Source organism: Streptomyces sp. NPDC017448 (genome assembly GCF_044330565.1).
Taxonomy (GTDB): domain Bacteria; phylum Actinomycetota; class Actinomycetes; order Streptomycetales; family Streptomycetaceae; genus Streptomyces.
In genome coordinates this window covers 370156-386676 of sequence record NZ_JBIRLM010000002.1, presented here as the reverse complement: position 1 = coordinate 386676, position 16521 = coordinate 370156, and the positions used below count along the sequence as shown (strand labels likewise).

Below are 16521 nucleotides of genomic sequence, written 5' to 3'. Positions count from 1 at the left end.
CGGACTGCCGAGGGCATGATCTGCGTGCCCAGGACGCGGCGGACCCCGCGCTCCGGTCGACCGGGCACTGCCCGGTGCCTGCCAGGCCCCTCCGGCGCGGGGGCACGACGCCTTCCGGTTGCGGCTCGAACCGGGCGCGACGGGCCGGGCGGCCGCCCCTCGGCGGGGCCGCGTCTTCGGGTATCGTCGGCGCCACGATCGTGCACGGTCCTGTCCCCGCCTCGTAAAACACGCACAACTCTTCTGTAGAGGAATGCGGTTGATGGCCGGTCAGGGAACTTCCAGTCGATGAGGGCGGCGACGGGGAGCGCACGGGGCGCCCCCGGCTCAAGGGGGAGGCTTCATGATGGGCAGGACGGATGGGCGCCCCAGGGTGCTGGTCGTGGGGGCGGGCCTGGCCGGCACGGCGACAGCGATCAGGCTGCTCCATTTCGCCAGAAGACCGCTGGAGATCGTCCTGTTGGAGCGGCGCGCCGACTACCGTTCGGCGGGCGTCGCCTACCACCGTGACGGCAACCCCTGGGACCACGTCTTCAACATCCAGGCCGGCCGGATGTCGGTGTTCCGCGAAGACGTGCTCGACTTCGTCACCTGGGCCAACCGGGAAGCCGACCGGAGCGGCTGGCCCCCGCACTGGGCCTCCTGGAACTTCACCGAACAGGGCCCCGCCCCCCGCCGCATTTTCCAGGACTACCTCGAGGACCGGCTGGCCGAGGCCGCCCGGGAGTCCTGCCCCGGCGTCGTCCTGGTCGAAGCGGACGGTGAAGCGCTCGATGTGCACCGCTGCGACCGCGGGTTCCAGGTGGTCGTCAAGGGCCTCGGCCCGTACGCGACCGAGGGGCTGCGCCCGGGCCCGCTCGCGGACACGCTGATGGTCGAAGCCGACCACGTCGTTCTCGCCACCGGTCTCGAACTCAAGGAGCCGCCCTTCGCGACCGCCGTCGCAGGGCACCCAGCCTTCGTCCGCAACCCCTACTCCGTCCCCGGGATCCGCGCACTCGCCCACCTTCCGCCCGAGGCATCCGTGGCCATCGTCGGATCGGTTCTGAGCGCCTACGACGCGGCGGGCCTGCTGCTGCGCAACGGCCATACCGGGCGGATCCATCTGATATCCCGGTCCGGGACGATTTTCCGCACCTACCCCCGCACCCACGAGCACGGAGTGGTGCGGCTACCGCGTCCCGACCCCCTGATGGAGCCCTATCGCGGCCGCGAGGAGTTCCTCGCCCGGGTCAGGGACGCGTGGCGGACGGCCTGCGCGACCATCAGGGACCAGCACCCCGACATCGACTCCGTGATCGTCTCCGAACGGGTCGCGAAGGCATGGGAGCCGTACCTCCCCGAAGCCATCGACCGCATCCCGACCGAGGAACTGCGCTCCCTGCTGGACGAGTTCACCACCCGCATCGCGGCCCTGCGCGTCGGGGCCGTGGAGTACACGATGGAGATCATCGAGCGGGCGATGCGCCCCCAGGACGGCCGGGTGGGGCTGGTCGTCGGCCGGGTGCGGGAGATCGCCCCCGCCCGGGCCGGGCGACTGACCGTCTCCGTCGCCGCTCAGCACGAGCAGCACACCATCGAGGCCGACCTCGTGGTGTGCAACTTCGCCAGGGAGTACGACTACACCAAGGTGGGGCGGCCGCTCTGGCGCAACCTCCTCCAGAAGGGCATCGCGACCCCTCACGAGCGCACCGGCCGGGGCGTGGAGGTCGACGAATGCGGAACGCTGCTGGACACCGAGGGCAGACCGGCCGGGCCGATCTCGACCGTCGGCGTGCCGAGGGAGGGCGACGAGATCGTCAGGCACGGCCGGACCGGCGCCTTCGCGTTCAACCTCGCGGCCATCAAGAACCACTCCGTCTCCGTCGCCGCCCACGTCGTCGAACAGCTTGAACTGCGACAGGACGGCTGTCACGACCTGGCCGCACGCTACCTCCACTACCGCAGCCAGGTCCGCAACCCGGAGGAAGCGGTCCGGGTGGCACTGGAGGAGTCTGTGGTTCTGGAAGTGCGGAGGCTGGCCACGCGCGAACGCGGGAGGAGGGAAGCACTGGAAGCCCGCTTGAAAGCCCGCCTCCACTCCAGGAGCGGCCTTCCCGCACTTCCCACGGGCGTCCCCCGCGACGAACGCCTGATGAGGGCGATCGTCAACCGGGTGGCCGTGGAACGGCTCAACGACGTCTCCGTGACACCACGGCAGCTGCGTCGGCAATTGGGGTTGGAGAACGCCGAACATCCGGAGGACTAGGTGAACGGGAACGGGCGACGGATCCTGGGAACGCTGCTGGCCGGGGGCGCCGAGAACGTGGTGCGGGGCGCCTGCAACCGGACGCGGCACGCGCAGGAGGGAACCATCCTCGTCGCGCCCTCCCTGGAAGCGGGGCTCTACGACGCCATCGTGGCCTCACGCGCCGTCGTGTGCAGCTCCGGCGGGCTCACCGGCCACATGCAGTCCCTGTGCCGCGGCAGGGGGATTCCCGTCCTCCGCGTGGACGAGAAGGACCTCGCGGAGCTGACCGGAGAGGTGACGCTCCACCTGGAGAGCGCGTCCCTCGTCGTCGGGGCTCGAACGGCCCCGCGACTCGACACCGGCAACTCAGCCCTGGACGCCATCGGTTCGGCGTGTGCGGTCATCGCGGACCTCCAGGACATCACGGCCGTCAACTCCTGCGGCCCCGACGCCGCCCGCGTCGAGTCCTTCTTCATCCGTGAGGAGTTCCTCTGCCTCGCGCTGGGGCTGCGCCCGCTCGACGCCATGGCCGGCGACACCGCGGGCACCACCGCCTACGGACAGGCCGTCGGAGAGCGGCTGTGCGGCTTCGTCGAAGCGCTTCTGCCCGGTCAGCGACTCGTCCTGCGCCTGCTCGACCTGCGCTCCGACCACGCGGCCGAAGTCACCGAGACCGCCCCCGTCGCCGTCGAGCCCAACCCGGAGATGGGCCTGCACGGCGCACGCTGGCTCCTCGGCTCCACCGGCTACCGCGAGGCCCTGCGAACGGTGTTGGCGACCCTGCGCAAGCGTCTCGGCGACGAAGCCGAACGGGTGAGCCTGTCGGTGCCGTTCGTCAGCGACGAGAGAGAGTTCGCACAGCTCAGGGACCATCTCGACCTGCCCGAGGGCACGCCCCTGTCCGCCTTCGTGGAAACGCCCTCCGCCGTCCACGCCACCTCCGCGCTGTGCGCCGCCGGAGCCGGCGAACTCTTCGTCGGCCTCAAGGACCTGGTGCAGTTCTATCTCGCCGCGGACCGGGGCAACCACCTGGTCGCCGACTCCTACCGCACCCGCCACCCCGCCGTCCTGGACGCGGTACGCCGTGTCGTCGAGTCCGCCCGCGCCGCAGGCACACCGGTACGGGTCTTCACCCTGGCATCGGACCTCGACCACTACCTCGCCCACCTGCCGGCCCCTGACGGCTACATGATGTGCACGGCGGAGCTCCGGCAGCTGCTTCTCACCCCCGGCCCCACGGACTGACCCACTCCGAGCAAAGCCGGGCCGGACCGCCGGTCCCGCCGCGGTTTCCGCGCAACCGGGACCAGAACCCGGAAGCGCGGCCCGCCGCAGGCCCCGCCTCGGAGACGCCGCCCCACTCCGACCGGGGATACGCCTCCCGCGCCGTGCGTCCGCCCCGGGGCGCTCGACGACGACCGCACGCCCCGGGGCCGGGGGAGGACTGCCGACTCAGTCGGTGGACAGGGCCTGGAGCAGGTCCCCGACCTTCGGGTCGGACAGCGCACGAGCCACATCGGCCTGGGCGACCACACCCACCAGGTCGTGTCCGTCGATCACCGGCAGGCGACGGACCTTGTGCTCGGTCATCGTGCGCAGGATCTCCTCCGCGTCGTCGTCCGCGCCGATCGTGACCGCTTCGCCCTGCGCCAGGTCACCGGCCGGACAGGAGGCCGGGTCCTTGCCCGCCCCCAGGACCTTCACCACGATGTCGCGGTCGGTGAGCATGCCCTTGAGCTTGTTGTCCTCACCGCAGATCGGCAGCGCTCCGACCCCGAGGTCCTTCATCTTGCGCGCCGCGTCCAGCACCGTCTCCCGGGCCCCGACGCATTCGGCGCCGCCGGTCATGATGTCGCGTGCCTTCGTCATCACACAATCCTTTCACTCGTGAGGTGCCGGTACTTCGTCATACCAGCCTCGGCACGACACGTGTTCCCGAGAGTCGTCGGCAGTAACGAAAAAACAGGCAGGACAACTCTCTTCCGCCGCTGACGAGGGTCCATACGGACCGCGCCCATAACGAGGGCCCGTCGACGGAAAGCGGCGGAAGGGAGGGAACGCGGGGAAGGAGAGGGCCGGATGCCTTCCGGGGGAGGGCACAGGCGCATTCAGGTGTGCAGTACGTGTGCGTGCCATAACCCGGGGAACAAACGCTGCGGGAGGTGAACACTCGTGCATGGGTCGGCATCCTCATGAGCGGCCGGTCCGCTTCACCGGCCCCGCGGCCCCGAACGAGGCTCCTCGTCGGTGTGTGTGGGCCTGCTGCCCCTCGCCGCGCCCAGTACTTTCCAGCGGTGGTGGCCGAGTGGGCGCGGATCGATGTCCCCCGCCTGGCCGCCCTGTACCGCGAACTCTGGTGGGCCGGGCGCCCCGCCGGCCAACGGCTCATGCTGGTTCTGGCCCGTGACGGCCGAGAGCGGCCCCCTGCGGGGGCCGGTCGGCCCGACCGGGCGAGGTAGGGACCGCCTGGGCGGGGGATCCACAGGCGGGTGTCGGCGCCGTTGTGGACACCATGGCCGACCGGTGCACCCGGCTGTACGAGGAGCTCATCATGTGATCGGCTCCCACGTCCGCCACCAGGCGAATACGAAATTGAATCCTTGTGAGGACGATTCCACCCGGGTGGAGCGTCGACGACGTGAAAGGAGAATCCCGTGGCCCGAACGGCGCTCATCGTGATCGACATGCTGAATACCTACGAGCACGAGGACGCCGACGCCCTCGTGCCCTCCGTCCGCGAAGCCCTGCCCGGTATCGAGGAGCTCCTCCGGCGCGCCCGGGCGTCCGGCGCCCCGGTCATCTACGTCAACGACAACTTCGGCCGGTGGCGCTCCCACCATGGCGAGATCCTTCAGGCCGCGCTCACCGGACGCCATCCCGACCTGGTCAAGCCCATCGCCCCTGACGAGGAATCCCTCTTCGTCGTCAAGGCCAGGCACTCGGCGTTCTACGAAACTCCCCTGGCCTATCTGCTGGGCCAACTGGAAGCTCGGCGCGTGGTCCTGTGCGGGCAGGTCACCGAGCAATGCGTCCTCTACTCCGCCCTGGACGCCCACATCCGCCACATCGACGTCAGCGTCGCCCCCGAAACCCTGGCCCACATCGACGCCGACCTCGCCGACGCGGCCCTGCGCATGATGGAACGCAACATGTCCGCTCGCGTCTGCTCCCTGGACGCCCTCACCTTCAACGACCCCGACGAGTGAACCGGTCCGCGTCTCAGGGACGTGCTCGGTCCGGGCGCAGGCCCCCCTCGTGCGGCCGTCTGCGCACATCCTGCCGCCCCGGCAGTCCCGGCCCGCCGCCCTCGCGAGACGCGCGCTGAGCCGGCCCGCCGGGGGGCGACCCTCCTTCCGCTACGGCGACGGGGACGAACTCCCGCGCGGCTTCGAAGCCGCGCAGCAGCCAGGGTTCGGCGGCCGGCGTGCACCGGCTCGCCGCCCTGTTCGTCAGGTGCTGTCCTTGTCGGACAGGGGAGAGGCGATGCCTTCGCCTGGTTCGACGATGTCGCGCCTGCCTTCGTTGGCCCGCCGGTCGATGGTGGCGACGGAGGGGTGGTGGAGGTCGAAGGCCGGTGACTCGGATCGAATCTTGGGCAGGGTGACGAAGTTGTGCCGGGGCGGGGGGCAGGATGTGGCCCACTCGAGGGATCGGCCGTATCCCCATGGGTCGTCGACGGTGACGCGCTCTCCGTATTTCGTTGTCTTCCACACGTTGCAGAGGAAGGGGAGTGTGGAAAGTCCCAACACGAAGGCGCCGATGGAGGAGAGGGTGTTGAGTGCGGTGAAGCCGTCGACGGCGAGGTAGTCGGCGTAGCGGCGGGGCATTCCTTCGGCACCCAGCCAGTGCTGGACGAGGAAGGTCATGTGGAATCCGACGAAGAGCGTCCAGAAATGGATTTTCCCGAGGCGCTCGTCGAGCATGGTGCCCGTCATCTTGGGCCACCAGAAGTGGAAACCGGCGAACATGGCGAAGACGATGGTCCCGAACAGGACGTAGTGGAAGTGAGCCACCACGAAATAACTGTCATGGACGTGGAAATCCAGGGGAGGAGACGCGAGGATCACCCCCGTGAGGCCGCCGAAGAGGAAGGTGACGAGGAATCCGACCGCCCAGAGCATGGGCGTCTCCAGGGAGATCGAGCCCTTCCACATGGTGCCGATCCAGTTGAAGAACTTGACTCCGGTCGGTACGGCGATGAGGTAACTCATGAAGGCGAAGAAGGGCAGGAGGACCGCCCCGGTGGCGAACATGTGGTGGGCCCAGACCGTGACGGAGAGCCCGGTGATGGCGATGGTCGCCGCGATGAGTCCGATGTATCCGAAGACGGGTTTGCGGGAGAAGACCGGCAGGATCTCGGTCACCACGCCGAAGAACGGCAGCGCCAGGATATAGACCTCCGGGTGGCCGAAGAACCAGAAGAGATGCTGCCAGAGAAGAGCTCCGCCGTTCTCCGGATTGAACACCTGGGCTCCGAAACGGCGGTCCGCCTCGAGGACCAGAAGTGCTGCCGCGAGGACAGGGAAGGCCAGCAGAACGAGTACCGAGGTCAGGAGGACGTTCCAGGTGAAGATCGGCATGCGGAACATCGTCATGCCGGGCGCCCTCATGCAGATGATCGTGGTGATGAAGTTGACGGCGCCCAGGATCGTGCCGAATCCGGACAGAGCCAGGCCCATGATCCACATGTCGGCCCCGACATAGGGGGTGCGTTCACCGCTGCTCAGGGGGGTGTAGGCGGTCCAGCCGAAGTCGGCAGTGCCGTTGGTGGTCAGCAGGCCGCCCACGACGATGAGGCCGCCGAAGAGGAAGAGCCAGTAGGAGAGCATGTTGAGTCGCGGGAACGCGACATCCGGCGCCCCGATCTGGAGGGGCATGATCGCGTTGGCGAAACCGGCGAACGTGGGGGTGGCGAACAGGAGCAGCATCACGGTGCCGTGCATGGTGAATGACTGGTTGTACTGCTCGTTGGAGATCAGCTGGATGCCCGGGCGCGCCAGCTCCGCGCGCATGAGGAGGGCGAGCAGACCGCCGAAGAGGAAGAACGAGAAGGACGTGATCAGGTAGAGGTGTCCGATCTTCTTATGATCGGTGGTGGTCAGCCAGCTCACCACCACCTTTCCTGGACCTCTGCCGGCAACGGGCACGGGAGTGACGGGCTCGGTCGTTGTGACCATGGATTTACCTCGAATCGGAGTCGCTGGGCAGCGGATCGCTGAGTGCCCTGATCCCGGCTCCCCAAACTGCTTTGTCACCCGGGTGGACGCGCCCCGAGTGCACTTGGCCGGATCCGGTGCTTCCAGCGAGGAATCCGCGAATTTCCGGCCGGACATCGCCCCAGCACCTCGGGCAGCACCGGCGCAGCAGCTCCATGGGTCGGGTACGGTCCGCGCATTCGGCCCGAGGCGTGCGGGCACGGGCGGTTCGGCTTCCTGGTTTGAGCACATGCCGCCGGGATACTCGGTCATCCCCCGTCTGTCCTCGAAGGAGGCGTCGCATGGCTTTCAATCCGCTGGAGCAGCGCGGTATCCCGCTGGACCGTCAGCTGAGGAACTGGCGCGAGTTGAACGTGAAGCCGATCGACCCCGACCACTGTGACCCTTACACCCGGTGCCGCATCATCACGATGAACGGCATCGAGGTCGAAGCGATCATGTTCAGTCACCAGATGGCCCGGCACTGTCCGGACCTCGCGGTCAAGCAGCAGCTCGCCCAGACGCGCTACATCGAGGCGCAGCAGCAGAAGGTGGTGAACTGGCTGCTCCCCGGGGTTTCTTCGGTGCTGGAGACGACGATCGCCTATGAGCAGGTGGCGGTGGACCTCACCGCCTGGGTGGCGAGGATGGAGCCGGATCCGTACCTGAAGCAGGCGTACCAGTTCGGTGTTCTGGAGGACTTCGACCACCTGTACCGGTACGCCAACCTGTACGAGATGATCGAGCACCGCAAGGCCGAGAAGATCGTGGACGGGCTGACCGAGGTCATGCCCGGGCGTCCCACCCCGCTGCACCACCGCGATCCGGTCGACAACGTGCGCGAGCCGTACGACAAGGACACCGTCAACCCGCTGTCCCGGCTGCACGCGCTGACGATCATGTCGGCCGAACAGCAGACGATGAACTTCTACATGAACACCGGGCCCACCTACATGGAGCCCATCGCCCGCCGGCTCTACCAGGAGATCGGACTCATCGAGGAGGAGCACGTCACCCACTACGAGTCGCTCGTCGATCCGGGCGAGTCCTGGTGGGAGCAGCTCGTCCACCACGAGTACAACGAGTGCTACCTCTACCACTCCTTCATGGAGCAGGAGAGCGACCCGAAGGTCAAGGCGATCTGGGAGCTGCACCTGAACATGGAGCTGGAGCACCTGCACATCGCGGCGGAGCTGATGCGCCGCCACGACGGCCGCGAGGCGGCCGAGGTCTGCGCGCCGTCGCTGCCCAACATCCTCACCTTCGAGCCGAACAAGGGCTACCTGCGCGAGCTGATCGCCAACCAGCTGGACCTGACCACGCTGGGGACCGGCTACGTCCGGGAGGCCCATGAACGGTTCGAAGCGATGCAGGAGGCCATCCATGGCGGCGAGCCCGCCCCGAGCGACCAGGTGCTGGCCCAGCACGACGCCATGATCGGCGGGGACTACCGGCTGGAGACCGAAGGCGAGCACCCGGTCCCCGAGCTCCGGTCGGCCAAGTGACGACCCCGCCACCCGGTCACCGGCCGACAACGACCGAGGAGAGCCCCATGAACGCCCAGGCTGGACAGTCCGGCGCTCCGCCGGCCGACGACAACGACGTGGTGGCCATGCTCATGCGCCAGCACGGAGACATCCGCAACCTCTTCGACGAGGTCGAGCACAGCAGCGGCGACGCGCGCCGGGACGCCTTCCGGCGACTGGTACGCCTCCTGGCCGTCCACGAGACCGCCGAGGAGGAAGTGGTCCATCCCTTCGCCCGCCGCAGCTTCCCCGGCGGCGAGCAGGTGGTGGAAGACCGCCTCCAGGAGGAGAAGGCAGCGAAGCAAACCCTCGCCGACCTCGACGCCCTGGACACCGACGACCCCACCTTCATGCCCCAGCTCATGAAGCTGCGCAGGGACGTCCAGCACCACGCACGCGCCGAGGAACGCTACGAGTTCACCCACATCCGCCGCAGCGCCGACAGCGCCCGGCTCGCCTCCATGGCACGCGGCGTCAAGGCCGCCGAGGCCATGGCCCCCACCCGGCCCCATCCGGGCGTGGAATCCGCCGGCGCCAACATGGCTCTGGGGCCCCTCGCCGCGCTCATGGACCGCACCAAGGACGCCGTACGCAAAGCCATGGGCAAAGACGGCTGACCACGGCGTCAAGCGGCTGGCCCGCGGATGGCGGCGTCCGCAGGAGGCCTCAGGCGCATAGGCGGTACAGCCGATGTGCCGACCGCGCGGTAGACGAGCAGTCAGGATTCGACTCCGCGCTTCGTCGCCGTCCCCCGGACTCGCGCCGGGACGGTGACCACGGTGACCTCCCGCCGATGCTGAGAGGCCGTCGGCCGGAGAGGCCGTTGAGGACACGAAAGACCGGAGCGGGCAGGTGCGGGATTCTGGGCGCGCGTCGTGGTCATCTCCCGGAGTCCGGTTCGACCGGCGCATCGCGGGTGTCGGGCGCGCGGTGGGGCGCGGAGCCCGCAGCCGGGTCGGCCACGGCGAACACGGCTCCCGGGCCCGTCGCCGTACTGACGCACCGCATCCGGGGCGCCGTCCCCCCAGCCATGAGCGAGAACGGGGGCTCCGGCGCCCCGGTGGCCTGCGAGGGAAACCGAGAAGAAGGGAAGAGGACACGTGGTGATCGACGAGGCTCTCGTCCGCGAACTGCTGGACGCGGCGGACGACGACTCCGCCCTCATCCTGCTGGAGGGCCGTGCCCGAGTGGCCGGACGGTCCGCCCTGGACGGTGCCGACCTCCGCGGCGCTGCGGTGGTGCTGACCCGGGCAGAGCTCGTGGACCGGCTGGGCACCGCATGCCCCGCCCCTGAGGACCTGGCTCTGGTGGCGACGTCGTTGGACGACGCAGTCGGCAAGCTCGGCGGCTGACGCGCCCGGCCCCGTGACGGCCGTCCGACGCCTGCTACGGGTGTGGAGTGCCGGAAACGGGCTACTCCGAGGGTCTACCGAAGGACGTCATCATGTCTTCCACGGATACGCCGGTGCAGGTCCAGTTCGTCGGCAACGCGACGCTGCTGTTGCGGTACGGGCCGCTGACCCTGCTCACCGATCCGAACTTCCTGCATCGCGGACAGCACGCCCACCTGGGATACGGCCTGCTGACGAAGCGTCTCAAGGAACCGGCTCTCACCGTCGGTCAGCTCCCCGACCTCGACGCCATCGTGCTGTCCCACCTGCACGGCGACCACTGGGACCGGGTGGCCCGCAAGAACCTGGATCCCGGCCTGCCCGTCCTCACGACCCCGCAGGCGGCGCGGATCCTGCGCACTTTCCAGGGCTTCAGCCGTGCCACGGGACTGCGGGACTGGGAGCACCGCAGCCTCGTCAAGGAGGGCCACCGGATGCGCCTGACCGCGATGCCCGGCCGTCACGCGCTCGGTCCCCTGCGCGGCCTGCTGCCGCGTGTCATGGGAAGCATGATCGAGTTCGGCCCCGAGAGCGGACCGGTGCGACTGCGCGTATACATCTCCGGTGACACCCTCCTGTTCGACGGAGTGGACGAGATCGCCCGACGCTACCCGGACACCGACCTGGCGGTTCTGCATCTGGGCGGCACCCGGTTGCCGGGCGGCCTCGTGGTCACCATGGACGGACGGCAAGGTGCGGAATTCGCGCGGCGCCTGGGTCCACAGCACACGCTCCCCGTCCATTACGACGATTACAGCGTGATGAAGTCGCCGCTGAGCGCGTTCCTGGACGAGATGGACCGGCGCGGTCTCGGGGAGCGGGTCGTGCACTGCGGGCGCGGCCGGGTCGCGACGCTCACGCCCGACGACCCGCGGGTCCACGTGCGCTGACCGTTCCCCTCGCCCGCTGCCGGCCGCCGCCCCGCGGGAGGCGGTCAGTGCCGGGGCAGGCGGTGCAGCGCCACCTCGCCGAGCACTCCGTCCGCCACCGTGCACGTCATGTACGTGCAGTACGGCTGTCGTCTGCGGTCCGTCGGCGAGCCGGGGTTCAGCAGGCGCATACCGCCCGGGGCCTCGGTGTCCCAGGGGATGTGGCTGTGGCCGAAGACCAGGACGTCCAGGTCCGGATAGAGCGCGGCGCAGCGCGCTTCCCGTCCGCGGGCCGCCCCCGTCTCGTGGACGACGCCGAACCGCAGGCCCCCGAGGCGGACGCGGGCCAGCTCCGGCAGCCGGGCCCGCAGTTCCGGGCCGTCGTTGTTGCCGTACACCCCGACCAGGCGCCGCGCGCGCCCCTCCAGCAGATCCAGGGTGGCGACGTCGACCCAGTCCCCGGCGTGGACGACGACGTCCGCCCGTTCCACCTCGCGCAGCAGTTCGTCGGGGAGCCGCCTGGCGCGCAGGGGCACATGCGTGTCCGAGACCAACGTCAGCCGCACGGGCAGGTCTGTCGACGCCCCGGTCGAGTCGCCGTCCATCCCCTCCTCCCTTCCCCGCGGGGCCAGGTGGGAGGCGGCGCGCCGGCCCCGGTGGCATTCTCGAGGATGTGGTCGGTGGTGAGCCGGACGACGGCGAACTGCGCGGAGGCGACTGGTCCACGCAGCCCGGCGTGTGCCATGACGGAGCGCAGCACACCGACGAGGGCGCCCTGGCCGAAGTGCATGGCCCAGTCAAGGCCCAGGGGTTGTTTTCCCGGCCGTTCGGGCAGGCCGGTCAGACGTTCCAGCACCCGCGCCGGCACATGTGAGTCGGGCCGTTTCGTGACGGCTTGTTCGAGCTTCTCGCCGAGGGTCATCACGATGCTTCCTGCAGCGCCTGCGATCAGTCCCTGCTTGACCATGGTTTGCTGGGTACCCCTCTCGGTACTTTCGACGCATCGTGGGAGCGATCCGCAGGGTCGGGGAACCGGCAACGGGTGAGGCCGAGGAGTACGCCCTTCCTCGCCCCACCCGTCGGCCCTGTCACCGCCCAGGCCGGACGACCGCGCGGACGTGGCCACGGTGGTCGGGCTGGAACCTGTCATACGCCACGCGCACGGCGCCCGGGATGACGCTGTACGCCGCCCGATGGGAGAGTGCTCGCACCTCCCCGACGGCGGGAGGAAGCGCCGTCCCGGCGGGCCCGGCCGTCACGCCCCCGGGGTGCTCGTGCGGCGACGGGTCAGCACGGTGCCCAGCGCGATCATGCCGACACCGAGGCCGAAGTGCAGCCAGTTGTCAGCCGTGTTGAGGGGCACGAAGTTGGCGCTGCTGTGATGCCCGACGAACATGCCGTACACCCACAGGACCAGGTAGACGGCGCCACCGGCCAGCAGGAACATGCGCGCTGTGGACGCTGCGCGTGCCATGGCCAGCCCTGCGACCCCGAAGGCCAGGTGAACCAGGTTGTGCAGGATCGAGATCTGGAAGATCCCCAGCAGCTTGGCCTCGGAGTGATGCGAAGCGAACTCCATGGTGTCGTACTCCGTGGTGATCCCCGGGATGAATCCGAGGACCCCTACGAGGAGGAACACCGCTCCGACGATCATCGCGGCCTGCTGGACCGGCGTGCGGGGGTTCCGTGCCGCAACGGGAGGGGTGGACATCAGGACCTTCTTTCTGAGGGGCTCGTTCCGGTGAGCGGTGGGTACCCCGAGAATCGCCGCCCTATCACCGAACCTCCACCTTTGGGGTCAGCTCCTCGCCGCCCGGGACACTTCTCCGGACGACCGGCCGGAGCGCGGTCTGCGCGGCGAACGCGTGGCCGAGGACGAGCTGGACGGACTCCTCCAGGGGCCGTTCTCACTTTGCAGGGCCCGTCAGCACTCAGCACCGGGCCATCAACCGGTTCATCGCTGCACGGTCGCGGCGCCGCCGTACCAGCACACTGCCGTCTCCGCCCGCCTGCTGGGCCGTCCGGCCCCCGGCGCCCGCCGTGCTCGCGGCCCTCCTCCTCCCTCAAGGACTGCATCGCGATCCCGGGGTGGTCCACCCGGAGCGGTGAACGCCGCGGGAGTACTCCCTTTCCCGCCTCGGGCGGGCGCACGAGGCGGTGCCGCCATCGACGCGGTTTTCGCGCAGCCGAGGCCCGTCGGCAGGACCTGGGGAGCGTGCCGCGTAACCCGCCGGCGGGCTCCCGGTCCCGGAGAAGTCCCGGAGACACCGCCGCACCCCTTTGACCCGTCAAGCCGCAGGTCGGACAGGGTGCGGCGGCATCCTCACCTCAGATGTCCCGGAACTCATGGACAAAGCTCCTGACCTGCGCAAACGCCCTCTCCCGAAGATCATCTTGCACGGTTGTTGCACAAGCCGAACGGTGCAGGAGTCACGCGGCCCTGGTGTAGGCGCTCCGGACCGCGATGCGGACCTTGGAACCGGCTCCCACGACCCGGTGCACGTATTTACACAGGGTAAAAGCGGGATGGGTGTGTCCGAGGCGGTCCGCAAGCGTGTACACGTCTACCCCGCCGTTGATCATCATCGACGCGTACAGGTGTCGGAGCGCGTGCATCATTACGTCGCGGGACTTCTCCCAGCGTCGTCCCTTCGCATCGGGCTCAAGGGGCTTGATGAGGTCGGCCGACGCCAGGGCGGGCTTCCAGCGGTAGGAGTTGAACCAATTCGACTGAATGGCGGTCTTCTCCCGGGTGTAGAAGATCAGCCGCACCGTGACCGGGTCGCCACCGCTGCTGCCCCACGGACGGGTCACCTCGACCGGCGGGTACTTCTGCATGTGCTCGCGCAGGGGGATGGCCACGTCATCGGTCAGCTCGACCCACCGGTCCTTCGGGTCCTCGTCGCCTCCGCCCTTGGGGAGGGCGTATACGAGGAACGAGCCGTCGTGGACTACTTGCCGTTGCACGTGGACCATGGCGCCGTCCGGATGTGCCCAGTCGATATCTTCTGGCGACAGGCCGAATACCTCTCCTTGCCGAAGACCCAGGCCGCGACCACAGTCGACGAGTGCTTTATAGCGGTCGGGAAGTTCGGCGCGGATCTTCTCGGTGTCCTCCCATGTCAGGGTCAGCTCTGCCCGGCCGCTACCTCCTCGTTTCGGCTTGGCGTCCTGCACCGATTTGGCGAGGCACGGATTTTTGTGTATCAGGCTGTCGTCCACGGCCAGGTCAAAGACGGCCCGAAGATTGTCGAAGACCAGGCGCAGCGTGGAACTTTCGGGCAGCCTGCGACGGTCGTGCAGCCAGTCCAGCAAAGATGAGGCGTTCACGTCCTTTACGCGCACCTTCCCAACTGCGGTAGGAACGACGTGCAGGAGAATCCGCTCCTTGTGACGTTGGTAAGTCCGTGGATTCTTTTGTTCGTGCCCCTTGAGCCACGTGAGGGCGAGTTCACCGACCCTGACCTCACCGGCGCGAGGGTTGATGTACGAGCCGTCGTCCACTCCGGACCGCATCTTGGTCTTGTGCCTGCGGGCTTCGACCTCGGTGCGGAACAGCTCCGTCTGCTGGACATCTTCCCGGTTGCGCCATCGGGCCTGCCACCGCTTCCCCGTCCCGTGATCCCGCGTCGGGACTTTGCCGTGTTCCTTGCAGGTCGACTCCCCGCCTTTCGGGCGCGACTTGTGCCAGCGGTCGTACGGCATCGACTCACCTCCTAGTTTCCAACGGCCCTTTGAGCCTATTTTTGGACTCTTTTTAATCAGGGCCATCGTCGACGGCGAGCGAGGTTGTCTGCCCGTTCATCGCGCCCTGAGTGAATTGGATGTTGATCCAGGCGAGCTGAAGATGTCAAATTCATTCTTGGGGTCTTCGCGACAAAGGGTGCAGAGTGGCAGAGAAGATTTCACCTATGCGAATGCTCGCTGAGGGTTCGACGAGGGCTCGCCGAACCCTCGGCGAAGATTCGCCGCTGTCCTTTGAGAGTTCGCAAGAGTCGTAGGAATTTCGTCGGAAGGCCCTCTGTTTGGTCCGGCCGGAATTTAATGCAAACGTTCCGTTCACCACCACGACGGAATACCGCTCACGTGGTTCTTTCCTGCCCGCTTCGAACCGTTCTGGAGTGCCCATGCGTCGAACCACTGCCCGCGCAGAAGAAGCCGCTAGTGGCGCGGGGGACCGTTGTCCCTTGATAAGCGCGGAGGAGCTGGCCGACTTCCTGGGCGTACCTCTGAATACGGTCTACATATGGAATCACCGACACCAGGGTCCGCGAGCCCACAAGGTCGGCCGCTATTTGCGCTACCGTTGGTCGGAGGTAGAGGCATGGCTGGAAGCTCAAGCAGTGAATCGCGCGACCTGATCGGCCAAGATTGGCTGCCGCCCTTGTCCTTGGTCGGGCGACAGAACCCGGCGTACAGCCCGACTCGTCTGCCGCCACCTGCGGCTTTGCCCGGGAAAGGGCCTCTGGCCTGCGTTGGAGGCCCTTTCTGGCCTTTCGGGGGACAGCCCTTAGGCGGCGGAAAGTCCCTCGGAAGTCCCTCAGACAGGACTGAAAGTCCCTGAAAAGTCCCTGGGATGGAGAGGCAGGGGGATGACCCGTGGGGAACTGCCACGCACCGCCGTTCGCAGCCGGGCGAGCATTCTCGTGCTGAGCCAACGGCGTGCGGACCTCCGTCCGCGCCTCGGGAGGTGTATAGGAAGAGGCCAGTGCGGACGGCGCAGTCCGCAGGGTGAGGCCGAGGTGGTCGATGGCGGGCGGGGCGCATGAGGAGCTGGCGCAGTACGGCCAGCTTGGTGATCTGGGTCTTGAGTTGCTCGGACGTGTCGGTCATCAGGTGGCAAGATCCCAGGGATTCCCACCGCCCGAAGGTCATGCTGCGTGGACGGACGAGGCCGTCGACGAGCTCCTGTTCGAGATGATCAGCAGGAAGGGCGAGAACTTCCTCCTGACCTGCTTTCTGAAGACGGTCGACGACGCTTCCCTGGAGAAGATGTTCTTCACGCCGATCAGGAATTTCCTGATCGACGAAGCCAAACGTACCGAGCGGGGGAAGCTGCGGCGGCGCTTCGCCGCGCGCCTTGGCGCGGACAGCCGGTTTCGCGCGGTGGCTGGTACTTCGCCCCGATGGGCCCTGACCTCTCACCCACCCGGCGCCGTCTGGCAAGGCGATCTTGATGAACTGGTCAAAGCCGCCTGGGAAGTGCGTGGAGTATGGATCACTGAGCTCTTTCAGAGTGGCCCCTGATCGAGTGACTCAGGCCGAGTCAGGATGAGGACCGCAACGCACAGGGCTCCCGTGCCGTTGAGG

At 68.1% G+C, this 16521-nt stretch carries 15 protein-coding genes; 9 read left to right on the top strand and 6 right to left on the bottom strand.

What is annotated here, in order from left to right; all coding sequences use genetic code 11:
* Positions 1-346: 346 nt before the first annotated feature.
* Both ACH4K1_RS06355 and ACH4K1_RS06350 read left to right on the top strand, forming a co-directional pair.
* On the top strand, positions 347-2248 hold the full coding sequence (locus ACH4K1_RS06355) for an FAD/NAD(P)-binding protein (protein WP_398087454.1): 1902 nt from the start codon (positions 347-349) through the stop codon (positions 2246-2248).
* Entirely contained in the window at positions 2249-3475 is a 1227-nt protein-coding gene (locus tag ACH4K1_RS06350; protein WP_398087166.1) for a putative PEP-binding protein, read from the top strand. It abuts the gene before it with no gap.
* Between the two features lie 207 nt (positions 3476-3682).
* On the opposite strand, the gene ACH4K1_RS06345 is transcribed toward ACH4K1_RS06350, so the two are convergent.
* Complete coding sequence (locus tag ACH4K1_RS06345) at positions 3683-4099, bottom strand: CBS domain-containing protein (RefSeq protein ID WP_398087164.1); 417 nt, start codon at positions 4097-4099, stop codon at positions 3683-3685.
* 785 nt (positions 4100-4884) lie between these two features.
* On the opposite strand from ACH4K1_RS06345, the gene ACH4K1_RS06340 reads away from it, so the two are divergent.
* Positions 4885-5436: an isochorismatase family cysteine hydrolase gene (locus tag ACH4K1_RS06340; RefSeq protein WP_398087163.1), complete on the top strand. Its 552-nt coding sequence runs from the start codon at positions 4885-4887 to the stop codon at positions 5434-5436.
* 243 nt (positions 5437-5679) lie between these two features.
* On the opposite strand, the gene ctaD is transcribed toward ACH4K1_RS06340, so the two are convergent.
* Entirely contained in the window at positions 5680-7407 is a 1728-nt protein-coding gene (gene ctaD, locus ACH4K1_RS06335) for a cytochrome c oxidase subunit I (RefSeq protein ID WP_398087161.1), read from the bottom strand.
* 320 nt (positions 7408-7727) lie between these two features.
* On the opposite strand from ctaD, the gene ACH4K1_RS06330 reads away from it, so the two are divergent.
* The 4 genes from ACH4K1_RS06330 (at position 7728) to ACH4K1_RS06315 (ending at position 11232) form a co-directional block, all read left to right on the top strand.
* The gene (locus ACH4K1_RS06330; RefSeq protein WP_398087159.1) at positions 7728-8930 is read left to right on the top strand and encodes a ferritin-like domain-containing protein; all 1203 of its coding nucleotides are present in this window, start codon (positions 7728-7730) and stop codon (positions 8928-8930) included.
* 47 nt (positions 8931-8977) lie between these two features.
* Positions 8978-9568, top strand: coding sequence for a hemerythrin domain-containing protein (locus ACH4K1_RS06325; RefSeq protein WP_398087157.1), 591 nt, complete (start codon positions 8978-8980; stop codon positions 9566-9568).
* A gap of 483 nt (positions 9569-10051) precedes the next feature.
* A complete protein-coding gene (locus ACH4K1_RS06320; protein WP_398087155.1) occupies positions 10052-10303 on the top strand; it encodes a hypothetical protein in 252 nt (83 codons plus the stop codon).
* A 92-nt stretch (positions 10304-10395) separates the two neighbouring features.
* Positions 10396-11232, top strand: a complete 837-nt coding sequence (locus tag ACH4K1_RS06315; protein ID WP_398087154.1) for an MBL fold metallo-hydrolase — start codon at positions 10396-10398, stop codon at positions 11230-11232.
* A 44-nt stretch (positions 11233-11276) separates the two neighbouring features.
* Here the strand turns inward: ACH4K1_RS06315 and ACH4K1_RS06310 are convergent, their stop codons facing one another.
* The 4 genes from ACH4K1_RS06310 to ACH4K1_RS06295 all read right to left on the bottom strand — a co-directional run bounded on the left by ACH4K1_RS06310 (position 11277) and on the right by ACH4K1_RS06295 (position 14916).
* The gene (locus ACH4K1_RS06310; protein WP_398087452.1) at positions 11277-11777 is read right to left on the bottom strand and encodes a metallophosphoesterase family protein; all 501 of its coding nucleotides are present in this window, start codon (positions 11775-11777) and stop codon (positions 11277-11279) included.
* Positions 11768-12178: a hypothetical protein gene (locus ACH4K1_RS06305; RefSeq protein ID WP_398087152.1), complete on the bottom strand. Its 411-nt coding sequence runs from the start codon at positions 12176-12178 to the stop codon at positions 11768-11770. Before ACH4K1_RS06305 ends, ACH4K1_RS06310 begins: the two co-directional genes overlap by 10 nt.
* 288 nt (positions 12179-12466) lie before the next feature.
* Positions 12467-12922 (bottom strand): DUF4383 domain-containing protein, encoded by a 456-nt coding sequence (locus tag ACH4K1_RS06300; RefSeq protein ID WP_398087150.1) that lies wholly within the window; start codon positions 12920-12922, stop codon positions 12467-12469.
* Positions 12923-13641: 719 nt separating this feature from the next.
* The gene (locus ACH4K1_RS06295; RefSeq protein ID WP_398087148.1) at positions 13642-14916 is read right to left on the bottom strand and encodes a tyrosine-type recombinase/integrase; all 1275 of its coding nucleotides are present in this window, start codon (positions 14914-14916) and stop codon (positions 13642-13644) included.
* A gap of 422 nt (positions 14917-15338) precedes the next feature.
* Here ACH4K1_RS06295 and ACH4K1_RS06290 point away from each other — a divergent pair, with 422 nt between their 5' ends.
* Positions 15339-15572 carry a helix-turn-helix transcriptional regulator gene (locus ACH4K1_RS06290; protein WP_398087146.1) on the top strand — a complete coding sequence of 78 codons (234 nt, stop codon included), beginning with the start codon at positions 15339-15341 and terminating at the stop codon, positions 15570-15572.
* A gap of 388 nt (positions 15573-15960) precedes the next feature.
* The gene (locus tag ACH4K1_RS06285; RefSeq protein WP_398087144.1) at positions 15961-16458 is read left to right on the top strand and encodes a hypothetical protein; all 498 of its coding nucleotides are present in this window, start codon (positions 15961-15963) and stop codon (positions 16456-16458) included.
* Positions 16459-16521: the final 63 nt, after the last annotated feature.

Excerpts from the sequence above, each read along its gene's own strand:
- ACH4K1_RS06355 (WP_398087454.1), top strand. The coding sequence starts at position 347 with ATGGGCAGGACGGATGGGCGCCCCAGGGTGCTGGTCGTGGGGGCGGGC.
- ACH4K1_RS06345 (WP_398087164.1), bottom strand. The coding sequence starts at position 4,099 with ATGACGAAGGCACGCGACATCATGACCGGCGGCGCCGAATGCGTCGGG.
- ctaD (WP_398087161.1), bottom strand. The coding sequence starts at position 7,407 with ATGGTCACAACGACCGAGCCCGTCACTCCCGTGCCCGTTGCCGGCAGA.
- ACH4K1_RS06330 (WP_398087159.1), top strand. The coding sequence starts at position 7,728 with ATGGCTTTCAATCCGCTGGAGCAGCGCGGTATCCCGCTGGACCGTCAG.
- ACH4K1_RS06325 (WP_398087157.1), top strand. The coding sequence starts at position 8,978 with ATGAACGCCCAGGCTGGACAGTCCGGCGCTCCGCCGGCCGACGACAAC.
- ACH4K1_RS06315 (WP_398087154.1), top strand. The coding sequence starts at position 10,396 with ATGTCTTCCACGGATACGCCGGTGCAGGTCCAGTTCGTCGGCAACGCG.
- ACH4K1_RS06305 (WP_398087152.1), bottom strand. The coding sequence starts at position 12,178 with ATGGTCAAGCAGGGACTGATCGCAGGCGCTGCAGGAAGCATCGTGATG.
- ACH4K1_RS06300 (WP_398087150.1), bottom strand. The coding sequence starts at position 12,922 with ATGTCCACCCCTCCCGTTGCGGCACGGAACCCCCGCACGCCGGTCCAG.
- ACH4K1_RS06295 (WP_398087148.1), bottom strand. The coding sequence starts at position 14,916 with ATGCCGTACGACCGCTGGCACAAGTCGCGCCCGAAAGGCGGGGAGTCG.
- ACH4K1_RS06290 (WP_398087146.1), top strand. The coding sequence starts at position 15,339 with ATGCGTCGAACCACTGCCCGCGCAGAAGAAGCCGCTAGTGGCGCGGGG.
- ACH4K1_RS06285 (WP_398087144.1), top strand. The coding sequence starts at position 15,961 with ATGGCGGGCGGGGCGCATGAGGAGCTGGCGCAGTACGGCCAGCTTGGT.